Here is a 23,851-nt window from a genome sequence, read left to right as displayed (position 1 = left end):
CAGAGATGGCGAAGGGATACTGGATTGGACGCGTCGACGTTCATAATGACGAGGGCTACAAGCCCTACGCGGTGGCCAACCTTGCGATCTTCAAGAAGTTCGGCGGCCGTTACGTGGTGCGCGGCGGCCAGCTCAACTGCGTCGAGGGAGAGAGCCGCTCCCGCAATGTCGTGATCGAATTCCCCGACTATGCAACCGCGATGGCCTGCTACAACTCCCCGGAGTACCAGGCCAACATCAAGGTGCGGCAGCCGCATTCGATCGCCGACCTCATCATCATCGAGGGCTATGACGGCCCGCAGCCCTGATTGCGGGTGGCCGGTTCGGTTGCCGGAACAGCCTTGGCTCGCTATATCGCGTGGAGAGGTGAGCCATGGCTGACATGCGTCTGATTGTTGCGGGAGCCGGCGGCCGGATGGGCCGCACGCTGACGCGGGTGATTTCCGAGACCCCGGGGGCGGTGCTGGTCGGTGCGCTGGAAGCGCCGGGCTCGGAGCTGCTCGGCAAGGACGCCGGCGTGCTCGCCGGCCTCCCCGCCAATGACGTCAGGCTGTCGGCCGATCTGTGGTCGATGTCGGCGGGCGCCGACGGCATCCTGGATTTCACGGTGCCGGCCGCGACCATCGCCAATGTCGCGATCGCGGCCGAGCGCGGCCTCGTTCACGTCATCGGTACCACCGGGATGTCGCCGTCCGACGATGCGGTGATCCGCAGCGTGACCAACCGCGCCATCGTGGTGAAATCAGGCAATATGAGCCTCGGTGTCAATCTGCTCGCCGCGCTCGTCAAGCGCGTCGCGCAATCGCTCGATCAGAGCTTTGACATCGAAATTCTCGAGATGCACCACAAGTCCAAGATCGATGCGCCGTCGGGCACCGCCTTGATGCTCGGTGAAGCCGCGGCCGCGGGACGCAAGATCGCGCTCGATCAGCATTCGGCGCGCGGTCGCGATGGTCTCACCGGCGCGCGGCGCGCCGGCGATATCGGCTTTGCCTCGTTGCGCGGCGGCACCGCGGCCGGCGATCATAGCGTGATCTTTGCCGGCCCCTCCGAGCGCATCACGCTCTCGCATCATGCCGAGGATCGCGCGCTGTTCGCGCAGGGCGCGCTGAAGGCGGCGCTGTGGGCGCATGGCAAGAAGCCCGGCATGTATTCGATGGCCGATGTGCTGGGGCTGGGCGACTGACACTGCTCGACGGAATGAAATCCAGCTAAGCGAAAACGGAATCTGAAATGAGTGATCGTCTTCTTGTGCTCGTTCGTCACGGTCAGAGCGACTGGAATCTGAAGAACCTGTTCACCGGGTGGAAGGACCCTGATCTCACCGAGCAAGGCGTCAACGAAGCCAACGAGGCCGGCCGCAAGCTCAAGGCGCAGGGCCTGTCGTTTGATGTCGCGTTCACCTCCGATCTCACCCGTGCGCAGCACACGCTGAAGCTGATGCTGGAGCAGATCGGCCAGACCGGATTGCCGACCACGAAGAATCTCGCGCTTAACGAACGCGACTACGGCGATCTCTCCGGCCTCAACAAGGACGACGCCCGCAAGAAATGGGGCGAGGACCAGGTCCTGATCTGGCGCCGTTCCTACGACGTGCCGCCGCCCGGCGGCGAAAGCCTGAAGGATACGCTGGCGCGCACGCTGCCCTATTACGTGCAGGAGATCCTGCCCGGCGTGCTGCGCGGCCAGCGCACGTTGATCGCCGCCCACGGCAATTCGCTGCGCGCGCTGATCATGGTGCTGGAGAAGCTGACGCCGGAGCAGATCCTCAAGCGCGAACTCGCCACCGGCGCGCCGGTGGTCTATCGGCTCAATGCCGATTCCACCGTTGCGTCCAAGGTCGATCTGGCGGGGTAGACGACCTGATTGTTCCGTCATCCTGAGGAGCGCGAAGCGCGTCTCGAAGGATGCACGGCCACCAGCCGGGCCGTCGACCCTTCGAGACGCGCTTCGCGCTCCTCAGGGTGACGGGACCGAGAACGGCTTACCCTAATGCAATCCGACCTGGCCGGCTTCCCAGCCCAGCATCGCCTGTTTGCGGGTGATGCCCCAGTGATAGCCGGTCAGTGCGCCGCTCTTGCCGAGTGCGCGATGGCAGGGCACCACGAACGACACCGGATTGCGGCCGACCGCGGCGCCGACCGCGCGCGAGGCCTTCGGGCTGTTGATCTTGCAGGCGATGTCGGAATAGCTGACCGCGCGGCCCAACGGGACCTTGAGCAGCGTCTCCCACACCCGCACCTCGAAGTCGGTGCCGATCAAGACGACGCGCAGCGGCTGGTCCGCCCGCCACAACCTTGTATCGAACACGCGCTGCGCCAATGCGGTGGTGCCGTCGGTGTCCTCGACATAGGTCGCGTTCGGCCAGCGCCGCTTCATGTCGGCGAATGCGGTCTGCTCGTCGCCGTGGTCGGCGAAGGCAAGCCCCGCAAGCCCGCGATCCGTTGCGATCACGATCGCGGTGCCGAACGGCGAGGGATGGAAGCCGTAGCGCAGCGTCATGCCGCCGGCGCCGGTCTTCCATTCGCCCGGCGACATCGCCTCATGCGTGACGAACAGGTCGTGCAGCCGTCCCGGTCCTGACAGGCCGGAGTCGAGTGCCGCATCGAGCACGCTGGCGGAATCGCGCAGCAGGTTCTTGGCGTGGTCCAGGGTCAGCGCCTGCATGAAGGCCTTCGGCGTCAGCCCCGCCCAGCGCCGGAACAGATGGTGCAGTTCATCCGGCGTGACGGCGGCGGCATCGGCCATCGCTTCGATGGTCGGCTGCGCGCGCCAGTGCTCCGAGATGAACGCGATGGCGCGCCGAACCGAGTCATAGTCGCGCAGTGCGGCGCTCTGGAAGCCCGGCTTGGCCAGGCGCTGATCGTGTATGGCGAGTGTCATCATGGTGTCTGATTTAGGAGCCATGGCGCGTCCAAACCACCCGATTTCTGACAAGCATGATCCGGAAAAGTGGGGACCGGTTTTCCGACAAGATCATGCTCAAAAATAAGCTCGACTAGTGGATGGGGTTGTAAGTCGGGCCGCGTTTCGCGGCGTTGAGCGCCGCCGTCAAGGCCTTGGAGAAACTTGCCTTTTCGTCCGGACCCAGGAAGCTGCCAACGCTGACCCGGCGGCCCCGGGAGACCAGATAGAGCCGCTCGATGCCGAACTCCTCGTGCGAGATCTGCTCGAATCGCACCCAGAGCGGATTGAGCACCCATTCCGCCACATGACCGCGATGGCTGATCCTGCGCACCCGCAGTTCCGACGGCGTGACGGTGATTTCCTCGCTCGCCTTGGCGGTACGGAAATTGACCTTGAATGCCCAATAGATCACCAGCGCGTCGAGGCAGAAAAAGCCGAAGATCGGCCAGGCGCCGAGCCACCAGAACACCGCGCCGGCGATGAAGCTGACCGCGGTGACGAACGACATCAGCACCATAAAGCCGGTGCGATTCAACGAGCGGTGCGGCGTCAGCAATGCCGAGAACAGTTTGGGCTCGGCCTCAGCGGCATCAGCCGCGAGGTCATCGGCCCTGAGATCTTCGCCCGGATCAAAGTCGTTGCCTGCGGTCATGACGTATCAGTATATCCGGTTCATGGCCAAAATCATTCGCTCTCAACGCGCCAGCACGTCAAGCGTTCGCTCCGCACCGAAGAAGAAAGCCGCAAAAGCGGCAAGGCTGCTGCCCAAACGCGGGGCAAAGAAGCCGGCCAAGAAGGCCGCCAAGCGGACCGTAAAGCCGAAGCCATGGACAGCGGAGGAGGTCTACGAGGCGTTCGACCGGTTCCGCAAAGCCAATCCCGAGCCCAAGGGCGAACTCGAGCACCTCAACCCCTACACGCTGCTGGTTGCGGTGGTGCTGTCGGCGCAGGCGACCGATGCCGGCGTCAACAAGGCGACGCGGGCGCTGTTCGCGGGCGCCGACACGCCGGAGAAGATGCTTGAGCTCGGCGAAGACAGGGTGCGCGACTACATCAAGACCATCGGGCTCTATCGCAACAAGGCGAAGAACGTCATCGCGCTCTCGCAGAAGCTGATCGCCGAGTTCGGCGGCGAGGTGCCGCGCACGCGCGCCGAAATCGAATCGTTGCCCGGCGCCGGCCGCAAGACCGCGAATGTCGTGCTCAACATGGCATTCGGCGAGCACACGATGGCGGTCGACACCCATGTGTTTCGCGTCGGCAACCGCACCGGGCTCGCACCCGGCAAGACACCGCTCGAGGTCGAGCTGGGATTGGAAAAGGTGATCCCGACCGAGTTCATGCTGCACGCCCATCACTGGCTGATCCTGCATGGCCGTTACACCTGCCTCGCCCGCGGTCCACGTTGCGAAGTGTGTCTGATCAATGATCTCTGTCGGTGGCCGGAGAAGACCGTCTGAGGCATGATCGTCATCATGTGCTAATAGGTTCGTCCGGCGTTTGGGCGCGTGCTTGAGGAGTTTGGTGTGGCCGAGCAGGTTCAAGATGGTCCGTCGCCCGCCAGCCAGACCGCGCCTGCTGCGGCGCCTGCCAAGCCGCAACCTTCGGCAAGCGGCTTCTGGAGCCGTTTCGCGATTCCGCTGTTTGCCGTGCTCATCGCGCTGGTGTTCGTCGCGGTGGCGACCAGTCGCTGGGATGCCTGGGTCGGCAGCGCCACGATCCAGACCACCAATGATGCCTATGTGCGCGCCGAATTGACCCAGCTCTCCAGCCGCGTGTCCGGCGAGGTGCTCACCGTCGCCGTCTCCGATTTCCAGCGCGTCAAGGCCGGTGATCTCCTGGTGCAGATCGATCCGGCCGATTATCAGGCACAGGTGGCGCAGGCCGAGGCCGGCGTGGTCGGTGCCCAGGCCGTGCTCGACAACCTCAACAACCAGGTCGAGCTGCAATATGCGACCATCGCGCAGGCCGAGGCTGCACGGTTGTCCGCGGAGGCGCAGCAGACTCTGGCACGCCAGGAGGAAGAGCGTCAGCAGTCGTTGTCGCAAACCGACGCCGGTACGCGGCAGCGACTCGAGCAGGCGACCGCATCCTACGCCAAGGCGGAGGCCGACGTGCGCGCCAGCCGCGCTGTGATCGCGGCGCAGCGCCACCAGCTCGAGGTCCTGCAGGGTACCAAGAAGCAGCGTGCCGCCGACCTCGACGCCGCCAAGGCGCTGCTGGCATCGGCCAAGCTCAAGCTTGGCTACACCAAGATCGTCGCGCCGTTCGACGGCGTCACCGGCGAGCGCCAGGTGCAGCCGGGCGACTACGTCAACATCGGCGCCAATCTGATCAATGTCGTGCCGCTGCCCAACGTCTACGTGATCGCCAACTACAAGGAGACCCAGCTGACCAACGTCAAGCCGGGCCAGCCGGTCGAGGTCACCGTGGACACATTCGCGGGCCAGAAGCTGCGCGGCGTCGTCGAGCGCATCGCACCGGCGAGCGGATCGCAATTCGCGCTGCTGCCGCCCGATAACGCCACCGGCAATTTCACCAAGGTGGTGCAGCGCATTCCGGTGCGTATCCAGTTCGACAAGGGCCAGCCATTGCTCGAGCGCCTGCTGCCGGGCATGTCGGTCGTCACGCGGATCGACACCGGCGAGGCGGTCGCCAATGGCGGAAAGTGACCGTGGTCCGGTCTCGCGCGGCGACGTCGCGCGCTATCCGCTGTTCGCGGTCGTCGCCGTGCTGCTCGGCGCGTTCTTGGCGAATTTCGACAGTCGCCTGACCTCTGTCGGTCTGCCCGATTTGCGCGGTGCGTTCTCGCTCAGCTTCGACGAGGGCGCCTGGCTCTCGACGGCTGCCATCGGCTCGCAGATCTTCGTCGCGCCTGCGGTGGCCTGGCTTGCCACCGTGTTCGGCCTGCGCCGGGTGCTCGGGATTCCGAGCCTGGTCTATGCCGTGGTCTCGCTGACCATCCCGTTCGCGCGCGACTACACGACGCTGATCGCGCTCAGCATCGCCCACGGCATGTTGCTCGGCACCTTCGTGCCGGCGACGCTGATGATCATCCTGCGCAATTTGCCGATCCGATGGTGGCTGCCGGCGATCGCGATGTACTCGATTCGCGTCGGCTTCGCGCTCGACTCGTCGAGCTCGCTGGTCGGCTTCTATGTCGAGCATCTCGGCTGGCAGTGGCTGTATTGGCAGGGCGTGGTGATCGCGCCGCTGATGGGCCTGATGGTGTATCTCGGCACCCCGAACGAGCCGGTTAATCGCGACCTGCTGCACCATGCCGATTGGGGCGGCATGCTGCTGCTCGGTGCCGGGGTGTCGATGGTTTATGCCGGGCTCGATCAGGGCAACCGGCTGGACTGGCTGTCGTCGGGCACGGTGATGGCGCTTCTGATCGGTGGTGGGCTGTTGATCGTCGCCTTCATGCTCAACGAAATGGTGGCGCGTCGGCCCTGGGCGCATTTCAACGTGCTGTTCTCGCGCAACATCGGGCTCTCGCTGATCGTCATCCTGCTGTACACGCTGACCAGCCTGTCGAATTCGTCGCTGGTCCCGAACTTCCTCGGCACCGTCGGCGCGTTGCGGCCGGAGCAGTCGGGCGTGCTGCTGTTCACCTACGGCGCGCTGCCGATGTTCGTGCTGGTGCCGGTCTCGATTTTGCTGCTGCGCCACCTCGATCCGCGTATCGTCGTGGTGCTCGGCTTCTCGGCATTCGCGGCGGCCAATCTCTGGGGCACGCAGCTGAGCCATGTCTGGGCGCGCGAGGATTTTGTCGGCATCGTCCTGCTCACGTCGATCGGGCAGGCGTTCACGCTGCTGCCGATCATCATCATGGCGCTGTCGAATTCCGATCCGTCGCGGGCGACGGCGTTCGCGGCCTATATCCAGATCATGCGCCTTGGCGGCGCCGAGATCGGCGTCGCGCTGATGGGGACGTGGCTGCGGGTCCGCGAGCAGATCCATTCGAACTATCTCGGACAGCATGTGCAGAACGGCGATATCGACGTCGTGAACCTGCTCAAGCGGCTGGCAGGTGAATTTTCCGGCCACGGTATCGGGACCGCGACGGGGCGCGCCGTCGGCACGCTGGCGGCGCTGGTGCAGCGCGAGGCCAACACGCTCGCCTATATCGACGGCTTCTGGCTGTGCTTCTGGCTCGCGATCCTGGCGCTGGTCCTGGTCGCCTTCATCACGCGCGCGCCGCAGGGCCCGCTGTCGCCGGCGCCGTTGGGCTTCGTGAAGAGCGTGATGCGCAGGCTGGGCGCCGCCGCTTCCTGATTTGCGAAGAGGCGGCGGATATCGCCGCCGGGTCAATTTATAGTGAATGCGGCGCTCGCGCTATGTCGCAGGCGTGCTGAAATATTTTGCTCATCGCGCGGTTCCAAGAGCGGGGGAAATGGAGCCACGATGATCGAGATGAAGCAGACGGCCGCGCTTGTTTCCCTGGCGACGGCGGTTCCACCGCATCTATTCCATCAGGGACAGGTCCTGCAGGCCGCGCGTAACCTCCTCGCCGACCGCTATGCCGAATTCGAGACGCTCTCCAGCCTGTTCGCCAACACCGGCATCCAGCATCGCTACGGCGTCAAGCCGATCGAATGGTATCTCGAACGGCGCGGCTGGCCGGAGCGAACGCTGGCGTTCCTGGAGGGCGCGGAGACGTTGTACGTCGACGTGGCCCGCAAGGCGATGGCGCGGGCCGACCTGACCGGCAGTGACATCGATATCGTGGTCACGGTGTGCTCGACGGGGATAGCCACGCCGACGCTGGAGGCGCGCGTCGCCGGCAAGCTCGGTCTGCGGACGGATGTGTCGCGCGTGCCGGTGTTCGGCCTCGGCTGCGCGGGCGGCGTATCTGGCCTGTCGATCGCGGCGCGGCTGGCCGAAGCGCGGCCGGGAGCGAACGTGCTGCTGGTTGCGCTCGAGCTCTGCACGCTCGCGGTCCGGCACGACGAGCTCACCAAGGCAAATATCGTTGCGGCCAGCCTGTTCGGCGATGGCGCGGCCGCGATCGTGCTGCGCGCCGGGGACGGCGGTGCGACGCGGATCGAGGCGACGGGTGAAAAGCTGTGGCCGGATACGCTCGACGTTATGGGCTGGACGGTCGATCCGGAGGGATTCGGCGTGGTCTTTCAGCGAACCATTCCGGATTTCGTCCGCGACCATCTTGGGCCGGCCGTCGTCGAGATCCTCGCGCGGATGCAGCTGACAGCCGATGACGTCGACCGCTTCCTCTGCCATCCCGGCGGCGCCAAGGTCATCGCCGCGCTGGAGCGGGCACTCGCGCTCGATCAGGGCACGCTCGATCACGAACGCGACGTCATCGCGGCTTGCGGTAACATGTCGGGCCCGACGGTTCTCTTTGTTCTCGAACGAGCCTGCGCCAAGGGATTGCCGCCGCGCTCGCTGCTCACGGCGCTCGGGCCGGGCTTCACGCTCAGCTGCGTTGCACTCAGGCACGCGGCGTGAGCTTCGCGTCGGTCATCCTCGCGCTGGTCACGCTGCAGCGTCTCGGCGAGCTCGTGCTGTCACGTCGCAACACCGAGCGGCTTCTCGCGCGAGGCGGGGTCGAGGTCGGCGCCAATCACTACCCGCTCATTGTCCTGGTTCACGCCGGCTGGCTGACCGCGCTGTGGATCTGGGGCCGCAACCAGGACGTCAATCTGGCCGCGCTGGCGGGTTTTCTAGTGCTGCAAGGCTTGCGGGTGTGGATCCTCGCCGCGCTCGGGCCGCGATGGACCACGCGAATCGTCGTGCTGCCGGGCGCGCCGCTGGTCGCATCCGGGCCGTACCGATATTTCCCGCATCCAAACTACGCCGTCGTGGTCGGTGAAATCGCGCTGCTACCCCTCGCGCTGCACCTGCCGCGATTGGCGCTGATCTTCAGCCTCCTCAATCTCGCGGTGCTTGCGCTCCGGATTCGGGTCGAGAACCGCGCGCTCTCCGTTTCCGACTGGCCACGCACAAGCACGCCATGAGCAAGGGGGCGGATCACCGAACCGACAGCCCATCGGCTGCGACCTGGGCCGGCTTCCTCCTGATGTGCTGCGGCATGTTCATGGCGATTCTCGACATCCAGGTCGTCGCAACTTCGTTGCCGACGATCCAGCGCGCGCTTGCGATCTCGCCGGCGGCGATGAGCTGGATCCAGACCGCCTATCTGATCGCGGAAGTGATCGCGATCCCACTGACCGGCCTGTTCACGCATGCGCTGTCGTTGCGATGGCTGTTCGCGCTTGCGGTGAGCCTGTTCACCGTCGCGTCGGTCGGCTGCGCCCTCAGCGGCGGCTTTGCCGCGCTGCTGGCATTTCGCGTGCTGCAGGGATTTTCCGGCGGCGTCCTGATCCCCGCAGTGTTCTCCGCCGTGTTCACGCTGTTCCCGGCGCGGCTTCATGCGGTGGCCACCACGATCGGCGGCGTCGTCGCGGTGCTCGCGCCGACCGTTGGACCTGTCGTCGGCGGCTGGATCACGCAGACCTGGTCCTGGCCATGGCTATTCCTGATCACTGTGGTTCCGGGAACGGTGGCAGCCTCGGTCACGCCGTTGCTGCTTCCGAAGGAAGGCGTGCAGCTTCGCGCATTCTCCAGGCTGGACAAATGGTCGCTAGTCCTGCTCGCGGCGACGCTCGCAAGCCTCATGATCGGTTTGAAGGAAGCGCCGCAACGCGGTTGGGCCGCGATGCCTTGCCTCGGCCTGCTGATCGGAAGCATTGCCGGGATGGCGCTGCTGATCCGGCGCACGCTCCGCGCGGCCTATCCGATCGCGCAATTGACGCTTTTCAAGCGGCGTCCGTTCGCGATCGGTTGCGCACTGAGCTTTTGCCTCGGCATTGGCCTGTATGGATCGACCTATCTGATGCCAGTATTCCTCGGTTTCGTCCGCCGCCATGACGCCTTCGAGATCGGCACGATCATGCTGGTCACGGGAGTTGCGCAGCTCGTCGCCGCGCCGCTTGCGGCGGTCCTCGAAAGCCGCGTCGGCGCGCGGCAGTTGACCGGCGCGGGCTTCGCCTTGTTCGCGCTCGGCCTCGGCTGGAGCGCCATTCAGCCGCGCACAGCGGATTTTGGCGAGATGTTCTGGCCGCAGGTCGTGCGCGGCGTCGCGATCATGTTCTGCCTGCTGCCGCCGACGCGCATTGCGCTGGGCGCCCTTGCGGAGGCGGAAATTGCCGACGCCAGCGGACTGTTCAACCTGATGCGCAATCTGGGCGGCGCGATCGGGATCGCCCTGATCGATACCATCCTCTATGGGCGAAGCCCAATCTATGGCGAGGATTTCCGCGTGCGCCTGCTGGCGGGGGATGTCGCCGCGGCGCGGGCGATCGGGCTCGATCCGAAGTTGCTGATCGACCGTCCGCCGGGTCTGCCGGACGACGCGACGGTGGCGTTCATCCGGCCGTTGGTCGAACGGGCGTCGCTCGCACTCACCGTCAACGAGGCTTGGGCGATGCTCGCCTGCGTGGCGATCGTCGGACTGCTGCTCGTGCCATTCGCAAGCGATCGGGTACCGGCATCGCTGCCGGTGCTTCCGGATACCACCTAGACCGAGGACACATTGGTTCGCCGCGCCGGCTCGATCAGCTCGCGCCGCGGGCCCGACAGCCGCTTGTACATGTGCACCATGAAGGCCATGCCGAACAGCGGCGTCGCAAGGTTGACGATCGGGATCGAGACGAAGGCGGCGATGAACAGGCCCGCGGTAAAGACTGTCGCCGCGTTCTCCTTACGCATCGCCTTGGCGTCATCAGGCGAGCGGAACCGCATCGCCGCAAGCTCGAAATATTCGCGGCCGAGCAGCCAGGCGGTCGCGATGAAGAAGATGATGAAGCCTGCGCCCGCAAACAGCACGAACGGCAGCGCGACCAAATAGACCAGGATCGTCAGCAGCGCGGTCTTGACGCCCTCGATCGTCGCGAGCGTGACCGGCAGCGCCACGCCGGGATGGTCGGCCGGATAATGCTCGCGCTCGACATGGTCGGCGACGTCGTCGACAAACAGGCTCGCCACCAGCGAGGTGATCGCCGGCATCAGGAAGATGCCACCGAGCACGACGCCAAGGCCCGCCGAAATCGAGACGATCCAGGACAGCACGTGTAGCGTGGAATGGAAGTTGGGGCCGAGCATGCCTTCGGCCCAGACCTCGCCAGTGTCGGCAAACCAGCTGAGCAGCCGCTGCAATCCGATTGCCAGCACGGTGATCAGCACCAGTGCAAGCCCGATCGAGCGCCACAGGATCGAGCGCATCGGCGGCGACAGGATTTGCGAAAGCGCCTTGATGGCGGCGGCTAACATGACTGGGTTACCTCTGCACAAATGACCCGCGAGAGGTAGACACCCAATATGGCTTCGGCAAGTGCCGTTTGTGCCGCGGTGTGAGCGTTTTCGAGCGAAAGGCTCTAGGCGTCGAGCGGCCTGCCGCGGACGTTCGGCCCCCAGACACCTATAGCAATGATCACGATGACCATCGCCGCGGTGATCAGGCCGAATACCCCGCCGACGCCGGCCTCCTTCAGCATGAACGCCACGATGAAGCCGGAGAAGGTCGCGCTGAGCCGGCTCATCGAATAGACGAGACCCGCGGCGCGCGCCCGGATCGCGGTCGGGAACACCTCGGTCTGGTAGGCGTGATAGGCGTAGGACAGCGTCATGTTGGCCCCCGTCACCAGCACGCCGCTGGCGATCAGCAGCACCGGCTCGGTGAGCTGCGAGAAGGCGAGGCCGAACACCGAGATCGCGGCGGCCGCGCCGCAGATGATCCATTTGCGCTCGAAGCGGTCGGCGAAGGTTGCGGCCAGGAGCGGCGCGAGCGGATAGGCGAAGGCGATGATGAACGAATATTGCAGGCTCTTGGTGACGTTGATGCCCTTTTGCACCAGCAGCGCCGGAACCCAGTTGGAGAAGCCGTAGACGCCGAACGCCTGGCAGAGATTGAAGATCATGAACAGCACGACCAGGGAGACGTAGGGCGGCCTGAACAGGTCGGCATAGCCGGTCTCGACCGGCGCACGAACTGGTGCGATTACGACCGCGGGAGCAGGACGCGGCGCAGCCGTCGGCGCTGCGGCCTCGAGCGTCCGCATGATCCTCTCGGCCCCGGCGGCGCGGCCATGGCGCGCCAGCCAGAGCGGGCTTTCCGGAACGTAGAGCCGCAGCACCCAGATGATCATGCTGGCGGCGGCGCCGATCAGCACCACCCAGCGCCAGCCGTCGATGCCGTGAGGCGAGAGCGGCACCAGCCACCACGACAGCGCGGCGACAACAGGCACCGCGGACAGCATCACCGCCTGGTTGATCGCAAACGCCCGGCCGCGCATCCAGCTCGGCACCAGCTCGGTGATATAGGCGTCGATGGTGATAACCTCGATGCCGATCCCGATCCCGGCGATGAAGCGCCACAGCAGCAGGCCGCCGGGTGTGGTCTGGCACGCCATGATCACCGATGCCGCGCTGTAGAACAGCAGCGACCAGGTGAAGACCGCCTTGCGCCCGAAACGATCGGCGAGGAAGCCGAGGCAGAAGGTGCCGACGAACAGACCGGCGAAGGTCGCCGCGACGAAGGCGCCGATGCCGGAGAAGCCGAAGAACGCCTGCGTCGTCGTGGTCATCAACCCGCTGCGGGCGAGGCCCGGCGCGATATAGCCGGTGAAGAACAGATCGTAGATTTCGAAGCAGCCGCCGAGCGAGAGCAGGATCACGAGCCGCCAGACATAGAAGGAGGTGGGCAGCGCCTCGAGCCGTCGCGAAATCTGGTCGGGTCCGCTTGTCGTGTTGGCGAGATCGGCGACCGAGCCGAGTTCGACGGCGCTCATGATGGTCCTCCCCGAATGGTGCAACGGCCGCCCCTCTTGCGAAGGCGTGCCGGTCGCGCATGTTTGGCAGCCGGGAGCCAGAAATCCAGACGAACATATCGAAGGAAACGTTCGATATTTTCGAACTCAGGGGGAAGGGTTGCTTTGATTCACCTGTCAAACGGCTTGTTCAACTGTCGTCCCTGCGAAAGCAGGGACCCATTCGCCGCGGCGGGTGCCGTGAAAGGGACTCGTCGTCCCACTGGTGCGCAACTTTGCGGTCCCTGCTCCCGTGCGCAATTGCGCACTAGGCAGGGACGACACTGAACCTGTTATGCAACCACTGAGTCATGCATTCAGATCAGGAGCGTCGCCTCCCAGGCGCCGCGCCCGACCTGATCTGCGATCAGGGCGCGGATCAGGCGGCACATCTCCTCCATGACGTAGGTCATCGGGCGGTTGCGCAAGCGGCAAAGATAGAGGGTGCGAGTCAGTTTTGGTTCGATGACTTCGCGCGCGACCAGCGATCGTGCCTTCAACGGCTCGCTGACGAAATGGGTGGTCGCAATCGTGCAGCCCAAGCCCGCGGTCAGCGCGCCGATCATGCCGCTGGTCGAGTTGAGGTGCATGATCGCATTGGCCTCGAGCCGCTTCAGCAGCACGGGATCATCCAGCAGTGCGCGCGCCGATAGTCCGTACCGCAACAGGATCAGGGGCAGCCGCGTCACCTCCTCGAAGGAAATTGGCGTTTTCTTGCCGATCAGCTTCTCGGTGCCGACGCAGAACATCTGTTCCTCCAGCACCGGCTCGGCGATCAGGTCCTTTTCCGACGGCGGATTGTAGACCAGCGCGAGGTCGACCTCGGAACTCAGCAGATGCAGCAGCGTCGCGCCGGAGAGACTCTCGGTCAGCGACAGCTTCAGGTTCGGATATTTCGTCAGCACGGTCCGCATCAGCGGCACGCCGATCGCCTTCATCCCGGAATTGGCCATGCCGATCGAGATGTCGCCGGCGATCACGCTGGCGCCTTCCTTGATCTCGCGCTCGGCCGCCGCCATTGCGCGCAGGATGATGCGGGCATGTTCATAGAGCCGCTCGCCCGCCGCGGTCGGTTCCATGCCGCGCGGCTTGCGCTCGAACAGCGGCGTGGCGAATTCCGCCTCGAGATTGGCGATGTGGTGGCTGAGCGCGGATTGCGCGACATTGGCCTGATCCGCCGCCCGCGACAGGTTGCGCTGCTCGTAAACCGCGATGAAATAGCGAAGCTGCCGCGAATCCATGAGGGGTCAGCGTTCTAGAACCACGAATACACTATTCGACAGATTATATTTTTCAGATAGCGTGCGGAAGCCTAACCTGCGCCGATCACAAAGCGTTTTCGAGCGAAGCGGGTACCGGTTCGCATGAAGAAAACGCGTCAGAACAAGAGCGCAACGAGCACGGAGAAACCGATGACCGGGAGCGGACTGCCGCTGGAAGGCGTGAGGGTCGTCGAGATGACCCACATGGTGATGGGGCCGACCTGCGGCATGATCCTGGCGCAACTCGGCGCCGAGGTGATCAAGGTCGAACCGCCCGCTGGCGACAAGACCCGTTCGCTCGGCGGCATGGGAGTCTCGTTCTTTCCGTTGTTCAACCGCGGCAAGCGCAGCGTCGTGCTCGACTTCGCCAAGCCCGAGGACCGCGACACCATGCACCGGCTGCTCGCCAGCGCCGACGTGTTCCTGGAGAATTTTCGCGACGGCCAGCTCGACAGGCAGGGGCTCGGCGCCGAGCAGCTTCGCCAAAAATATCCGCAGCTGATCATCGCCGGCCACAAGGGCTTTCTGTCCGGTCCCTATGATCATCGGCCGGCGCTCGACGAGGTCGTGCAGATGATGTCCGGGCTCGCGGCGATGACCGGCACGCGCGACAAGCCGCAGCGCGTCGGCTCCTCCGCCAACGACATCATGGGCGGCATGTTCGGGGTGATCTCGATCCTCGCCGCGCTCTATCAGAAGCGCGGCGGCGACAGGAGCGGCGCCGACATCCGCATCGGCCTGTTCGAGAACTGCCTGTTCCTGGTCGCCCAGCACATGGTCGAGTACGAGATGACCGGGCGCAAGCCGCGCTCGATGCCGGAACGCGAGCATGCCTGGCCGATCTACGACATCTTCGATGCCGCCGGCGGCGATCGCATCTTCATCGGTGTCGTCACCGAAGGTCATTGGCAGAGCTTCTGCCGCGAGTTCGGCCTCACGGAATTCGCCGACGATCCGACGCTGCGCTCGACCACGGACCGCATCATGGCGCGCGACCGGATTATTCCGCGCGTTGCCGCGGTGATCAAGGGCTGGAACGTGGCGGACCTCTCGGCGAGGCTCGATGCGCTCAATATCTGCTTCTCGCCGATCAACCGGCCGGAGGATCTGCTGCAGGATCCCCACGTGCTGCGTCCCGGCGGGCTGGTCAACAACGTGAATGCCGACGGCAAGCCGTTCCGCGTCCCCGCGCTGCCGCTCGAGTGGAACGGCCGCAATATCGGCGAGGGCCTGAAAGTGCCGGTGCTGGGCGCCGATACCGATGCGGTGCGCGCCGAGCTCGCACAACAGAAGATTTCATCAACCGGAAACGCTGCGTGAGGCTGACATGACCCGCGTCCACGATATCTATCCGAGCGACAAGGTGAGCCTGCGCGAGGTCGGCCTGCGCGACGGCCTGCAGCTGGTGAAGACGTTCCCGTCGACCGCGGCGAAAGAGCGCTGGGTGCGCGACGAATATGCCGCCGGCGTCCGGCATTTCGAGGTCGGCTCGTTCTTGCCGGCCAAGACCTTCCCGCAGTTCGTCGACGTCCGTGATGTTGTCGCCACCATTGCCGCGCTGCCCGGCGCGCACGGCGTCGCGCTGGCGCTGAACGAGCGCGGCGTCAACGAGGCGCTGGCCTCCGGCGTCGCCGAGATCGCCTCGGTGGTGTCGGCGACCGAGGAGCACAGCCAGGCCAACGCCAACCGCTCGCGCGAATCGGCGATCGAGAACATCAAGCGGCTCTGCGAGTTGCGCGACGCCAGCGCACACAAGCCGCTGGTCAATGCCGCGATCTCGATGGGACTGGGCTGCTCGATCGTGGGTGCGGTCGATCCGAAGGAGGTACTGCGCCTCACCGAGAAGCTCTACGAGGTCGGCGTCGACATGGTCGCGATTGCGGACACGGTGGGTTATGCCGGGCCGAAGCAGGTCGGCGAGCTCACGCGGGGCGCGGTGAAGATCGCGGGATCGAGGCCGGTCTGCGTGCATCTGCACGACACCCGCGGCATGGGCATCGCCAATGCTTCCGCCGCGCTCGACGAGGGCGCCCGCGTGCTCGACGGCTCGCTCGGCGGCCTCGGCGGCTGCCCGTTTGCGCCGGGCGCCACCGGCAACGTCGTGTTCGAGGATCTCGTCTTCCTCTGCGAGAGCAAGGGATTTCCGACCGGCATCGATCTCGATCGCCTGGTCGAGGTGCGCGCGATCCTGAAATCCGAGATGCCGAACGAGGCGCTCTATGGCGGCCTCGCCCGCGCCGGCCTGCCGCGCGGCACCAAGGCGAGGGCGGCCTAGCGTATTCATTGCGTAGCCCGGATGGAGCGAAGCGAAATCCGGGAAGCCCTGTCCGCGGGTGCGAGGCCCCGGATTTCGCTGCGCTCCATCCGGGCTACGAAAACGACACGCTCTCAATCATGCCTGTGCCCATGCCCGCGCTTGCGCGGCTTCTTGTCCGGGGCGGTCGGGATCATCACGACGCGGCCGTAACGCACTCCGCGTTCGGCGATCACGTGATCGGCGAGATGCCGGACCTCGCTGCTGGCACCCTTCAGCGCCGTCACCTCCATGCAGCTGTCGTCGTCGAGATGGACGTGCAGCGTCGCCAGCGACAGGTCGTGATGGCCATGGAAATTCTGCACCAGCCGCTTCGACAAATCGCGCGCGGCGTGATCGTAGACATAGACCAGCGCGGCGACGCACTGCCCTGACGGCGCGTTCTCCGCGCTCTGCTGCAAGCCGGCGCGTGCGAGATCGCGGATGATCTCGGAGCGGTTCTGATAGCCGCGCGCCTCGGCGGCGGCGTCGATCTCCGCGAGCAGATCATCCTCGATGGTGATGGTGATGCGTTGCATGGATTATCCGTGGTGGCTCGATTGCCTGGCAGTATGACATTTTTCTTGTAACGTCATACCGTGCTTGCTAGCGTCGCTTTGCCGGGGTTGGTTGGACTTGTGCGGTCGTCGCGTGACTGTAACAGGTATCATGCGGGGGCATGCGCGTTGCGTCGTACTGCATGGCGGATATTTCCCGCCGCCGCATCCATTGCAGCGTTCGCGCCGGTCGCCGAAGCGCAGACGGTCGCTACCGCGCCCGGCCAGTTGCCGCCGGTGACAGTGACGTCGCCCGACCGGGCGCCACCCAGGCGCGCCAAACCGTCCCAGCGTCCACGCCATGTCGCCGCCGGCCGCAAGCCCGCAGCGCTCCAACCGACCCAGCCGACCGCTGCGAGCGACGGAATCACCGGCGGCTCGGTGACCGTGTCCGCGTCCGATCTGCAACCGACCGCCGCCAGCGCGCGGCCGATCAGCGGTGACGAAGTGAATGCGCGGCCGGTCTCGCGCGTCGGCGAAGTTCTGGAGGCGGTGCCGGGCCTGATCGTCACCCAGCACTCCGGCGAAGGCAAAGCCAATCAATATTTTCTGCGCGGCTTCAATCTCGATCACGGCACTGATCTGGCCATCACCGTCGACGGCATGCCGGTCAACATGCCGACCCATGGCCACGGCCAGGGCTATGCCGATATCAATTTCCTGATCCCGGAGCTGATCCGGTCGATGGACGTCCGCAAGGGTCCGTACTACGCGGACAAGGGCGACTTCGCTTCCGCCGGCGCGGTCGACATCAATTATCTGAATGGACTGCCCAGGAACATCGCCGAGCTGACGGTTGGCAGCTTCGGCTATCAGCGCGCGATGGCAGCTAGCTCGGCCAAGGCCGGTGATGGAACGCTGCTCGCGGCCTTCGAGGCCAATAAATACAACGGCCCGTGGGACGTGCCCGACGACATCCGCAAGCTCAACGGCGTGCTGCGCTATAGCCAGGGCACCACGACCGACGGCTTCTCGCTGACAGCGATGGCCTATTCCAATGGCTGGAACTCGACCGACCAGGTCGCGCAGCGCGCCATCGACCAGGGCCTGATCGACCGGTACGGGTCGCTCGATCCGACCGATGGCGGCACCTCCAGCCGCTTCAGCCTGTCCGGCAATTGGGCGCAGTCCAGCGACTACGGGCAGAGCAAGCTCAACGCCTATGTGATCCGCTCGTCCCTGCAGCTCTATAACGACTTCACCTATTTCCTCGACGACCCCGTCAATGGCGACCAGTTCAGCCAGACCGACAGGCGCACCGTCTACGGCCTCGACGCCAGCCATGCCTTCGACCTTCGCTTCGCCGGCGTCGATACGCAGACTCGGGTCGGCGTCCAGACCCGCTACGACGACATCAATGTCGGCCTGTTCAAGACCGCGCAGCGCGAGATCCTGTCCACCGTGCGCAACGACCAGGTGCAGGAAGGCAGCGTCGCACTGTGGGCCGATAGCACCGCGCGCTGGACCGACTGGCTGCGCACCACGGTAGGCATCCGCGAGGATTATTTCGCCGGCCATGTGCTGAGCGACACGCCGCAGAATTCCGGCAACGCGCAGGCCGCGATGACGAGCCCGAAGGCCGGCATCGTGCTCGGCCCCTGGTCCAGGACCGAGTTCTACGGCAATGCCGGCTTCGGCCTGCATTCCAACGACATCAGGGGCGCGACCATCACCGTCGATCCCAACGACAAGATGACGCCGCTTGATCGCGTGCCGCTGCTGGTGCGCTCGAAGGGCGCCGAGCTCGGCATCCGCACCAGGGCGATCGACGGCCTCACCTCGTCGCTCGCGGTGTTCGTGCTCGACTTCGATTCCGAGTTGCTGTTCGTCGGCGATGCCGGCACCACTGAACCGAGCCGCCCGAGCCGGCGCGTCGGCGTCGAGTGGACCAACCAGTACAAGCTCCTGCCGTGGATGAGTTTTGATTTCGATCTCGCCTATACCCGCGCCCGCTTCATGGATGTCGATCCGGCCGGCAATTTCATTCCGGGTGCGCCGGCCTGGGTCGCCAGCGGCGGCGTCACCTTCGGCCGCGACACCGGCTGGTTCGGCAGCCTGCGCGCCCGCTATTTCGGCCCGCGCCCGCTGATCGAGGACGACAGCGTGCGCTCGTTGTCGTCGTTCATCGTCAACGCCCGCGCCGGCTACAAATTCGACAACGGGATGCGGCTGCAGCTCGACGTCCTCAATCTCTTCAACGCGCAAACCAACCAGATCGAATACTACTATCTGTCGCGGCTGCCGGGCGAACCGATCGATGGCGTCGCCGACCGCCACGTGCATCCCGCCGAGCCGCTCGCCGTCCGCCTGACGTTGGCGGCGACGTTCTGATCGTCACACCGGCGCGCGATCTTCCGCGGTCATTTCCGCAGCCGGAAGCGCCGCCTCTTCGCCAGTCGCTTCAGGAACAAGCGGCGGCGATTTTGGAAACACACCGAATTCGCCGGCTACCTCCTGGAGCGGCTTCTGCTTGTCGGCCCAGTGCAGGGCCGTGTAGTCGAAACCGTGCACGATAGTGGGTTTGACGACTTCGAAATAGGGCGAGATGTCGAAGTCGCGCGGCATGTAAAGCGAGGAATCGCGGATATGCAGGATGTCGCGGCGCGCCTTGCGGCTGGCAGCGCGCGTGATCTTGGGCAGGATCGGATAGCGCACGGCGTCGAACGCCTGCGCGATCAGCGCCGAGCAGATGATCTTGGTCGGATCGCCGGAGCCGAACGCGATCATGCGGCGGCGCCAGCGCTGCGGGATCGGCAGCGGAAACAGATAGCGCGCGAGATCGACGATGTTCTTGGTGTCGTAGCCGAAGCCAATGCGGTTGATGGCGTAGCGGCACACCGTGGTGCGGTCCTCGAACGACAGTCCGACCGGACGGCAGAGGCGGGTGTGGTAGGCGAGATATTTCGACAGCGGCGCGGAGGTCACGCCCTCGCCGATATTGGCCTCGATCAGCACATGCTGTTCGCCGTCAGGCTCGAACGCGCCGTCGAACGGTCCGACAAACAGCGCGGCGTGCGACCAGGTCGACTGCGTGAGGTATTTGATGATGCCGGAAATCCGGTTGTTGCCCTCGACAAGCAGCACGTCGCCGGGCTGCATGATGCTCCGCAGATGGTCCGGGTCGCTCGGCGTGAACGGCTCGTAACCGGGAACTTCCTTTTGAAGGTACCCCGCGATCCATTTACCGACGGTATCGAGCATTACGCCCATGGATTCCCCCCAGCGGTTCTACGACCGCTTGTGCTGACTTAATCATGGTCGCAAGCCGTTGCAATTTAGTTCATGCCATCGGCGGATCAATCATGATTGATTTACCATGATGGTTGCTGAGGTCGGTGAGATGCGGCACAGTTCGCGAAGCGTTCCCGTTCTCCGCAAGTCCCCGGAAACCATGCCAGAAGCTATGTCATGACAGTGACCCGCCGCGATTTCCTGTCGGCGTCCGCAGCTTTCGCGTTGGTGCCTGCGCTGGGCGGCCGGGTGCTTGCTGCGCAGCCGCCGCCGCGCGAGGCCGACGTCGTCGTGATCGGCGCGGGTGCCGCAGGCATCGCCGCGGCGCGACGGATCGTTGCCGCAAATCGCAAGGTGATCGTGGTGGAGGCGGCCGGCCAGCTCGGCGGTCGCTGCCAGACCGACGCATCGACATTCGGCGTGCCGTTCGACCGCGGCGCGCGCTGGATGCACAATCCCGAAACCAATCCGATGATCCGGCTGGCCCGCTCCGCAGGCCTCGACATCGTCACGGCCCCCGCGGGCCAGAAGATCCGGATCGGCCGGCGCTATGCCCGCCCCGGCGAGACCGAGGAGTTTTTGGCGGCGCTGGTGCGCGCCAACCGCGCCATCGACGACGCTGCGCGCAAGGCCGATGTGGCCTGCGCCGCGGTCATGCCGAAGGACCTCGGCGATTGGACCGGCACCGCGGAATTCCTGCTCGGGCCCAATTTCTGCGGCAAGGATCTGAAGGATCTTTCCGCCGTCGACAAGGTGCGCGCGCAGGATCGCAACACCGCGATCGCCTGCCGGCAGGGGCTCGGCGCGCTGATCGCAAAGCTCGGCGAGGGACTGCCGCTGGCGCTGTCGACGCCGGCGCAGCGCATCCTGTGGAGCAATCGCGACGTGATGGTCGAGACGCCCTCCGGCAAGATCACCGCGCGCGCCGCCATCGTCACCGTGTCGAGCAACGTGCTCGCGAGCGGCAACATCAAGTTCGCGCCGGAGCTTCCGAAGCGCGCGCTCGATGCCGCCGCCAAGCTCAGCCTCGGCAGCTACGATCGCATCGCATTGCAGATTCCCGGCAATCCGCTCGGGCTGTCGCGCGACGACGTCATCATCGAGCAGAGCAACTCCACCAAGACGGCGCTGCTCTACGGCAATATCGCGGGCTCCTCGCTGTGCACGATCGACGTTGCAGGCTCGTTCGGCCGCGACCTGTCCGCGCAGGGCGAGAAGGCGATGGCGGCTTTCGCGGTGGAGTGGCTGACCAAGCTCTATGGCAGCGAGGTTGGCGCCGCCGTGAAGAAGACCAGCGCGACACGCTGGAATGCGTCGCCCTTCATTCAAGGTGCGATGTCGGCCGCTGCACCCGGCGCACAATTCTCGCGCCGGATCCTGACCGAGCCGATCGGCGCGATGTATCTTGCGGGCGAGGCCACCCATGAAACGCTGTGGGGTACGATCGACGGCGCCTGGGACAGCGGCGAGCGCGCCGCCGATGCCGCGCTGCGCAGGATCGGCGGGGTGAAGGAAGCGACACCGGCGCCCGCAGCGCCCGCAGCAAAACACAAGCGCCGCACGTCGCCTCGCTCCGGTGCGATGAATTGACGGCTGAGGAAGGCGCTGCGATTTGTCATGCTGGCCGAAAGACGTTGCCCCACAACAGATGTCGTCCCTGCAAAAGCAGGGACCCATACGCCGCAGCAGATGTTGTGAACGGGACTCGTCGTTCCACCATCGTTCACCAATAACCATTCGTGGTTATGGGTCCCTGCGTTCGCAGGGACGACACCGAGTGTGTTGCGCGTCCGGTGGTCATGGATGCGCATTCTCGCGACATGTTTTGTCCGAGTTTTGCCGTTCGTTCCGCTCTCTCCGTTAGCAGAGGGCGCAGGGAAAGCCGGAAGGCTTCCCTGCAAGGGGAGCGAGCCTGAACAGTGTGCTTGCCGTGTGCCCCCTCACACCGGCAGCCTTAGCTCCATCAGATCCTTGGCCACCACGATGCGGCCGGAATAGTTCTTCTTCACATCCCGGGTCCAGTCATCGTCGGTGACCTGCCGATCGTCGCCGGGAACGAAGTGGCTGAGCACCAGCGTCTTCACGCCGGCAGCGGCGGCGATGCGGCCGACGTCCTCGGTCGAGGTGTGGCTGTCGAGCAGATGCTTCCTCAGCGTGGCGCCGTTCTTGGTCGTGGCGACCAGGCGATCGACCGCGGGGACGTAGAGACATTCGTGCACCAGCACGTCGACGCCCTTGGCAAACTCGGCGAGCTTCGGGTTGTAGGCGGTGTCGCTGGAGAAAACGATGGTGCCGTCCGGGGTCTCGAACTTGTAGGCGAAGTTATCCGTGATCGGCGGATGCGGCGTGCGGAACGCGGTCACGGTGACATCCGATGTCTTCAGCACCAGGCCGTCGTCGCTGATGTCTTTCGCGATCAGCAGCTTGCGCGGGTCGGGCCGGCCTTCGTCCTCGATCCGGGTCTCGACGTCGAACTTGTTCAGCTCCCAATATTCTTTTGTCATCGCCTCGATGCCCTTGGGGCCGAACGAATGGATCGGCGTCGAGAGGCCGGCTGCCCAGGCGTTGTAGAACAGATTGCCGTATTCCAGATTGTGATCGGAATGATGATGGCTGATGAAGATGTACTTGACCTGCGGGATCGGCACGCCCGCGCGCACGAGCTGGCGGCTGACGCCCATGCCGCAATCGATCACGAACGCGGTATCGTTGACGACGACGAGATTGGCGGGGTTCGAAGCGCCGATGCCGACGCGCGGGCCGCCCTTGGTGCCGAGGAACACGATGCGGGTCCGCGCCTTGTCGGTTTGCGCGCGCACGTGAGGCGCTGCGAGCACGGCGGCGCCGCCGAGCGCCAGTTTCAATGCATTGCGCCGATCGATCATCGATGTCTCCCTGGTCTCTTTTGAGTGCTGCGACCCTAGCCGCCGCGCAAGATGCCATCAAGCGCGGGCAGACCGACGATGACGGCGGCGGCGATCAGCGCGTAGCAGATCGCGCGAAACACCCTTTCGCTCGCCTTGCCGAACAGCGCGGCGCCGAACCAGACGCCGATGCCGTAGATCGGGCCGACGATCAGCGAGAACTTGGCCGATTCGATCGTGATCAGGCCGGTGAACCAGTAGCTGACCAGCGAGAAGAAATCCGAGGCGCCGAAGAACAGTACGATATTGGCACGCGAGATCACCGACGAGATCGGCCGGCCCAGCCAGTAGGCGACGATCGGCGGGCCGCCGGTCTGCGCGAGGCCGCTGCAAAATCCGGAGAGGCCGCCGACGCCGACGGAGAGGGCGACGTGCTCCTTGCCGTGATAGCGCCAGCCCGACAGCAGCAGTGCGAGCAGCGCCGCGACAAAGCAGGAGATGATCCAGCGCGTGGTGACAGGCTCGAGCACGGTCAGGAAATAGGTGCCGATGGGCACGCCGACCAGCGCGCCGGCGACCATGACTGCGGTCGCCTTGCGGTCGGCATGGGTCCAGGCGTTCGGCAGCAGCGGCGTGGCGGCGATGAAGTCGATGATCAGCAGCAGCGCCGCCACCAGCCGCGGCGCCGCGACACTGCTCGCGAGCGGCATGAAGATCAGCGCCGAGCCGAAGCCGGAGAAGCCGCGCGCCGTGCCCGACACGAAGGCGATCGCACAGATCGCGAGCGCGATGCTGGTCGGAATGTCGGAGGGTATCAGGCTGAAGGAGGTCATGCGGGAGGCTGGAAGTGAGGTTCGATTTGCTGTCCGGCGTGCCCGCCCGCACTACGGTTCTAACGCAACGGCACTTC

Annotated in this window: 22 protein-coding genes; 13 read left to right on the top strand and 9 right to left on the bottom strand. The window is 65.2% G+C overall.

Translation table 11 applies throughout. The annotated features are described in order from the left end of the window. The first annotated feature begins 5 nt into the window (after nt 1-5). The 3 genes from ACE10X_RS44375 (at nt 6) to ACE10X_RS44365 (ending at nt 1,857) form a co-directional block, all read left to right on the top strand. Nucleotides 6-308, top strand: a complete 303-nt coding sequence (locus ACE10X_RS44375) for a DUF1330 domain-containing protein (RefSeq protein WP_028335765.1) — start codon at nt 6-8, stop codon at nt 306-308. Nucleotides 309-373: 65 nt separating this feature from the next. Further along, a complete protein-coding gene (gene dapB, locus ACE10X_RS44370; protein ID WP_038382694.1) occupies nt 374-1,186 on the top strand; it encodes a 4-hydroxy-tetrahydrodipicolinate reductase in 813 nt (270 codons plus the stop codon). Nucleotides 1,187-1,233: 47 nt separating this feature from the next. Beyond that, on the top strand, nt 1,234-1,857 hold the full coding sequence (locus ACE10X_RS44365; protein ID WP_028341753.1) for a 2,3-bisphosphoglycerate-dependent phosphoglycerate mutase: 624 nt from the start codon (nt 1,234-1,236) through the stop codon (nt 1,855-1,857). A 132-nt stretch (nt 1,858-1,989) separates the two neighbouring features. Here ACE10X_RS44365 and ACE10X_RS44360 read toward each other — a convergent pair whose 3' ends face one another. Then, the gene (locus tag ACE10X_RS44360; RefSeq protein ID WP_038382686.1) at nt 1,990-2,886 is read right to left on the bottom strand and encodes a bifunctional helix-turn-helix domain-containing protein/methylated-DNA--[protein]-cysteine S-methyltransferase; all 897 of its coding nucleotides are present in this window, start codon (nt 2,884-2,886) and stop codon (nt 1,990-1,992) included. A 112-nt stretch (nt 2,887-2,998) separates the two neighbouring features. Next, entirely contained in the window at nt 2,999-3,559 is a 561-nt protein-coding gene (locus ACE10X_RS44355) for a DUF2244 domain-containing protein (RefSeq protein WP_038382685.1), read from the bottom strand. Between the two features lie 22 nt (nt 3,560-3,581). Here ACE10X_RS44355 and nth point away from each other — a divergent pair, with 22 nt between their 5' ends. The 6 genes from nth to ACE10X_RS44325 all read left to right on the top strand — a co-directional run bounded on the left by nth (nt 3,582) and on the right by ACE10X_RS44325 (nt 10,450). After that, a complete protein-coding gene (nth, locus tag ACE10X_RS44350) occupies nt 3,582-4,367 on the top strand; it encodes an endonuclease III (RefSeq protein WP_038382693.1) in 786 nt (261 codons plus the stop codon). 66 nt (nt 4,368-4,433) lie between these two features. Next, nucleotides 4,434-5,579: an HlyD family secretion protein gene (locus ACE10X_RS44345; protein WP_038382692.1), complete on the top strand. Its 1,146-nt coding sequence runs from the start codon at nt 4,434-4,436 to the stop codon at nt 5,577-5,579. Next, entirely contained in the window at nt 5,566-7,185 is a 1,620-nt protein-coding gene (locus tag ACE10X_RS44340) for an MFS transporter (RefSeq protein WP_375763884.1), read from the top strand. Before ACE10X_RS44345 ends, ACE10X_RS44340 begins: the two co-directional genes overlap by 14 nt. A gap of 138 nt (nt 7,186-7,323) precedes the next feature. Then, nucleotides 7,324-8,376, top strand: coding sequence for a type III polyketide synthase (locus tag ACE10X_RS44335; protein ID WP_038382691.1), 1,053 nt, complete (start codon nt 7,324-7,326; stop codon nt 8,374-8,376). Further along, the gene (locus ACE10X_RS44330; RefSeq protein WP_038382683.1) at nt 8,373-8,885 is read left to right on the top strand and encodes an isoprenylcysteine carboxyl methyltransferase family protein; all 513 of its coding nucleotides are present in this window, start codon (nt 8,373-8,375) and stop codon (nt 8,883-8,885) included. The genes ACE10X_RS44335 and ACE10X_RS44330 overlap by 4 nt, the downstream gene beginning before the upstream one ends. A 62-nt stretch (nt 8,886-8,947) precedes the next feature. Continuing rightward, entirely contained in the window at nt 8,948-10,450 is a 1,503-nt protein-coding gene (locus tag ACE10X_RS44325; protein WP_375764664.1) for a DHA2 family efflux MFS transporter permease subunit, read from the top strand. Here the strand turns inward: ACE10X_RS44325 and ACE10X_RS44320 are convergent. The 3 genes from ACE10X_RS44320 to ACE10X_RS44310 all read right to left on the bottom strand — a co-directional run bounded on the left by ACE10X_RS44320 (nt 10,447) and on the right by ACE10X_RS44310 (nt 13,975). Further along, nucleotides 10,447-11,199: a sulfate transporter family protein gene (locus ACE10X_RS44320; protein WP_038382682.1), complete on the bottom strand. Its 753-nt coding sequence runs from the start codon at nt 11,197-11,199 to the stop codon at nt 10,447-10,449. The two genes, ACE10X_RS44325 and ACE10X_RS44320, sit on opposite strands and share 4 nt — an antisense overlap. 104 nt (nt 11,200-11,303) lie before the next feature. Continuing rightward, entirely contained in the window at nt 11,304-12,716 is a 1,413-nt protein-coding gene (locus ACE10X_RS44315) for an MFS transporter (protein ID WP_375763883.1), read from the bottom strand. Nucleotides 12,717-13,051: 335 nt separating this feature from the next. Beyond that, nucleotides 13,052-13,975: a LysR family transcriptional regulator gene (locus tag ACE10X_RS44310; RefSeq protein WP_038382680.1), complete on the bottom strand. Its 924-nt coding sequence runs from the start codon at nt 13,973-13,975 to the stop codon at nt 13,052-13,054. A 171-nt stretch (nt 13,976-14,146) separates the two neighbouring features. On the opposite strand from ACE10X_RS44310, the gene ACE10X_RS44305 reads away from it, so the two are divergent. Both ACE10X_RS44305 and ACE10X_RS44300 read left to right on the top strand, forming a co-directional pair. Then, nucleotides 14,147-15,316, top strand: coding sequence for a CaiB/BaiF CoA-transferase family protein (locus ACE10X_RS44305; RefSeq protein ID WP_038382689.1), 1,170 nt, complete (start codon nt 14,147-14,149; stop codon nt 15,314-15,316). A gap of 7 nt (nt 15,317-15,323) precedes the next feature. Further along, a complete protein-coding gene (locus ACE10X_RS44300) occupies nt 15,324-16,271 on the top strand; it encodes a hydroxymethylglutaryl-CoA lyase (protein ID WP_038382679.1) in 948 nt (315 codons plus the stop codon). Nucleotides 16,272-16,384: 113 nt separating this feature from the next. Here ACE10X_RS44300 and nikR read toward each other — a convergent pair whose 3' ends face one another. Further along, nucleotides 16,385-16,828, bottom strand: a complete 444-nt coding sequence (gene nikR / locus ACE10X_RS44295; protein WP_038382678.1) for a nickel-responsive transcriptional regulator NikR — start codon at nt 16,826-16,828, stop codon at nt 16,385-16,387. A gap of 147 nt (nt 16,829-16,975) precedes the next feature. On the opposite strand from nikR, the gene ACE10X_RS44290 reads away from it, so the two are divergent. After that, a complete protein-coding gene (locus ACE10X_RS44290; RefSeq protein WP_375763882.1) occupies nt 16,976-19,177 on the top strand; it encodes a TonB-dependent receptor domain-containing protein in 2,202 nt (733 codons plus the stop codon). Between the two features lie 3 nt (nt 19,178-19,180). Here the strand turns inward: ACE10X_RS44290 and ACE10X_RS44285 are convergent, their stop codons facing one another. Continuing rightward, on the bottom strand, nt 19,181-20,056 hold the full coding sequence (locus ACE10X_RS44285; protein WP_375763881.1) for a YiiX/YebB-like N1pC/P60 family cysteine hydrolase: 876 nt from the start codon (nt 20,054-20,056) through the stop codon (nt 19,181-19,183). Nucleotides 20,057-20,254: 198 nt separating this feature from the next. Here ACE10X_RS44285 and ACE10X_RS44280 point away from each other — a divergent pair, with 198 nt between their 5' ends. Next, the gene (locus ACE10X_RS44280; protein ID WP_038382677.1) at nt 20,255-21,667 is read left to right on the top strand and encodes an NAD(P)/FAD-dependent oxidoreductase; all 1,413 of its coding nucleotides are present in this window, start codon (nt 20,255-20,257) and stop codon (nt 21,665-21,667) included. 350 nt (nt 21,668-22,017) lie between these two features. Here ACE10X_RS44280 and ACE10X_RS44275 read toward each other — a convergent pair whose 3' ends face one another. Both ACE10X_RS44275 and ACE10X_RS44270 read right to left on the bottom strand, forming a co-directional pair. Continuing rightward, nucleotides 22,018-22,962 (bottom strand): MBL fold metallo-hydrolase, encoded by a 945-nt coding sequence (locus ACE10X_RS44275; protein WP_038382676.1) that lies wholly within the window; start codon nt 22,960-22,962, stop codon nt 22,018-22,020. Between the two features lie 35 nt (nt 22,963-22,997). Then, nucleotides 22,998-23,774: a sulfite exporter TauE/SafE family protein gene (locus ACE10X_RS44270; protein WP_304557388.1), complete on the bottom strand. Its 777-nt coding sequence runs from the start codon at nt 23,772-23,774 to the stop codon at nt 22,998-23,000. Nucleotides 23,775-23,851: the final 77 nt, after the last annotated feature.

It is taken from the genome of Bradyrhizobium sp. Pha-3 (genome assembly GCF_042258325.1).
Lineage (GTDB): Bacteria > Pseudomonadota > Alphaproteobacteria > Rhizobiales > Xanthobacteraceae > Bradyrhizobium > Bradyrhizobium elkanii.
This window is presented reverse-complemented; position numbering and strand designations above follow the sequence as displayed.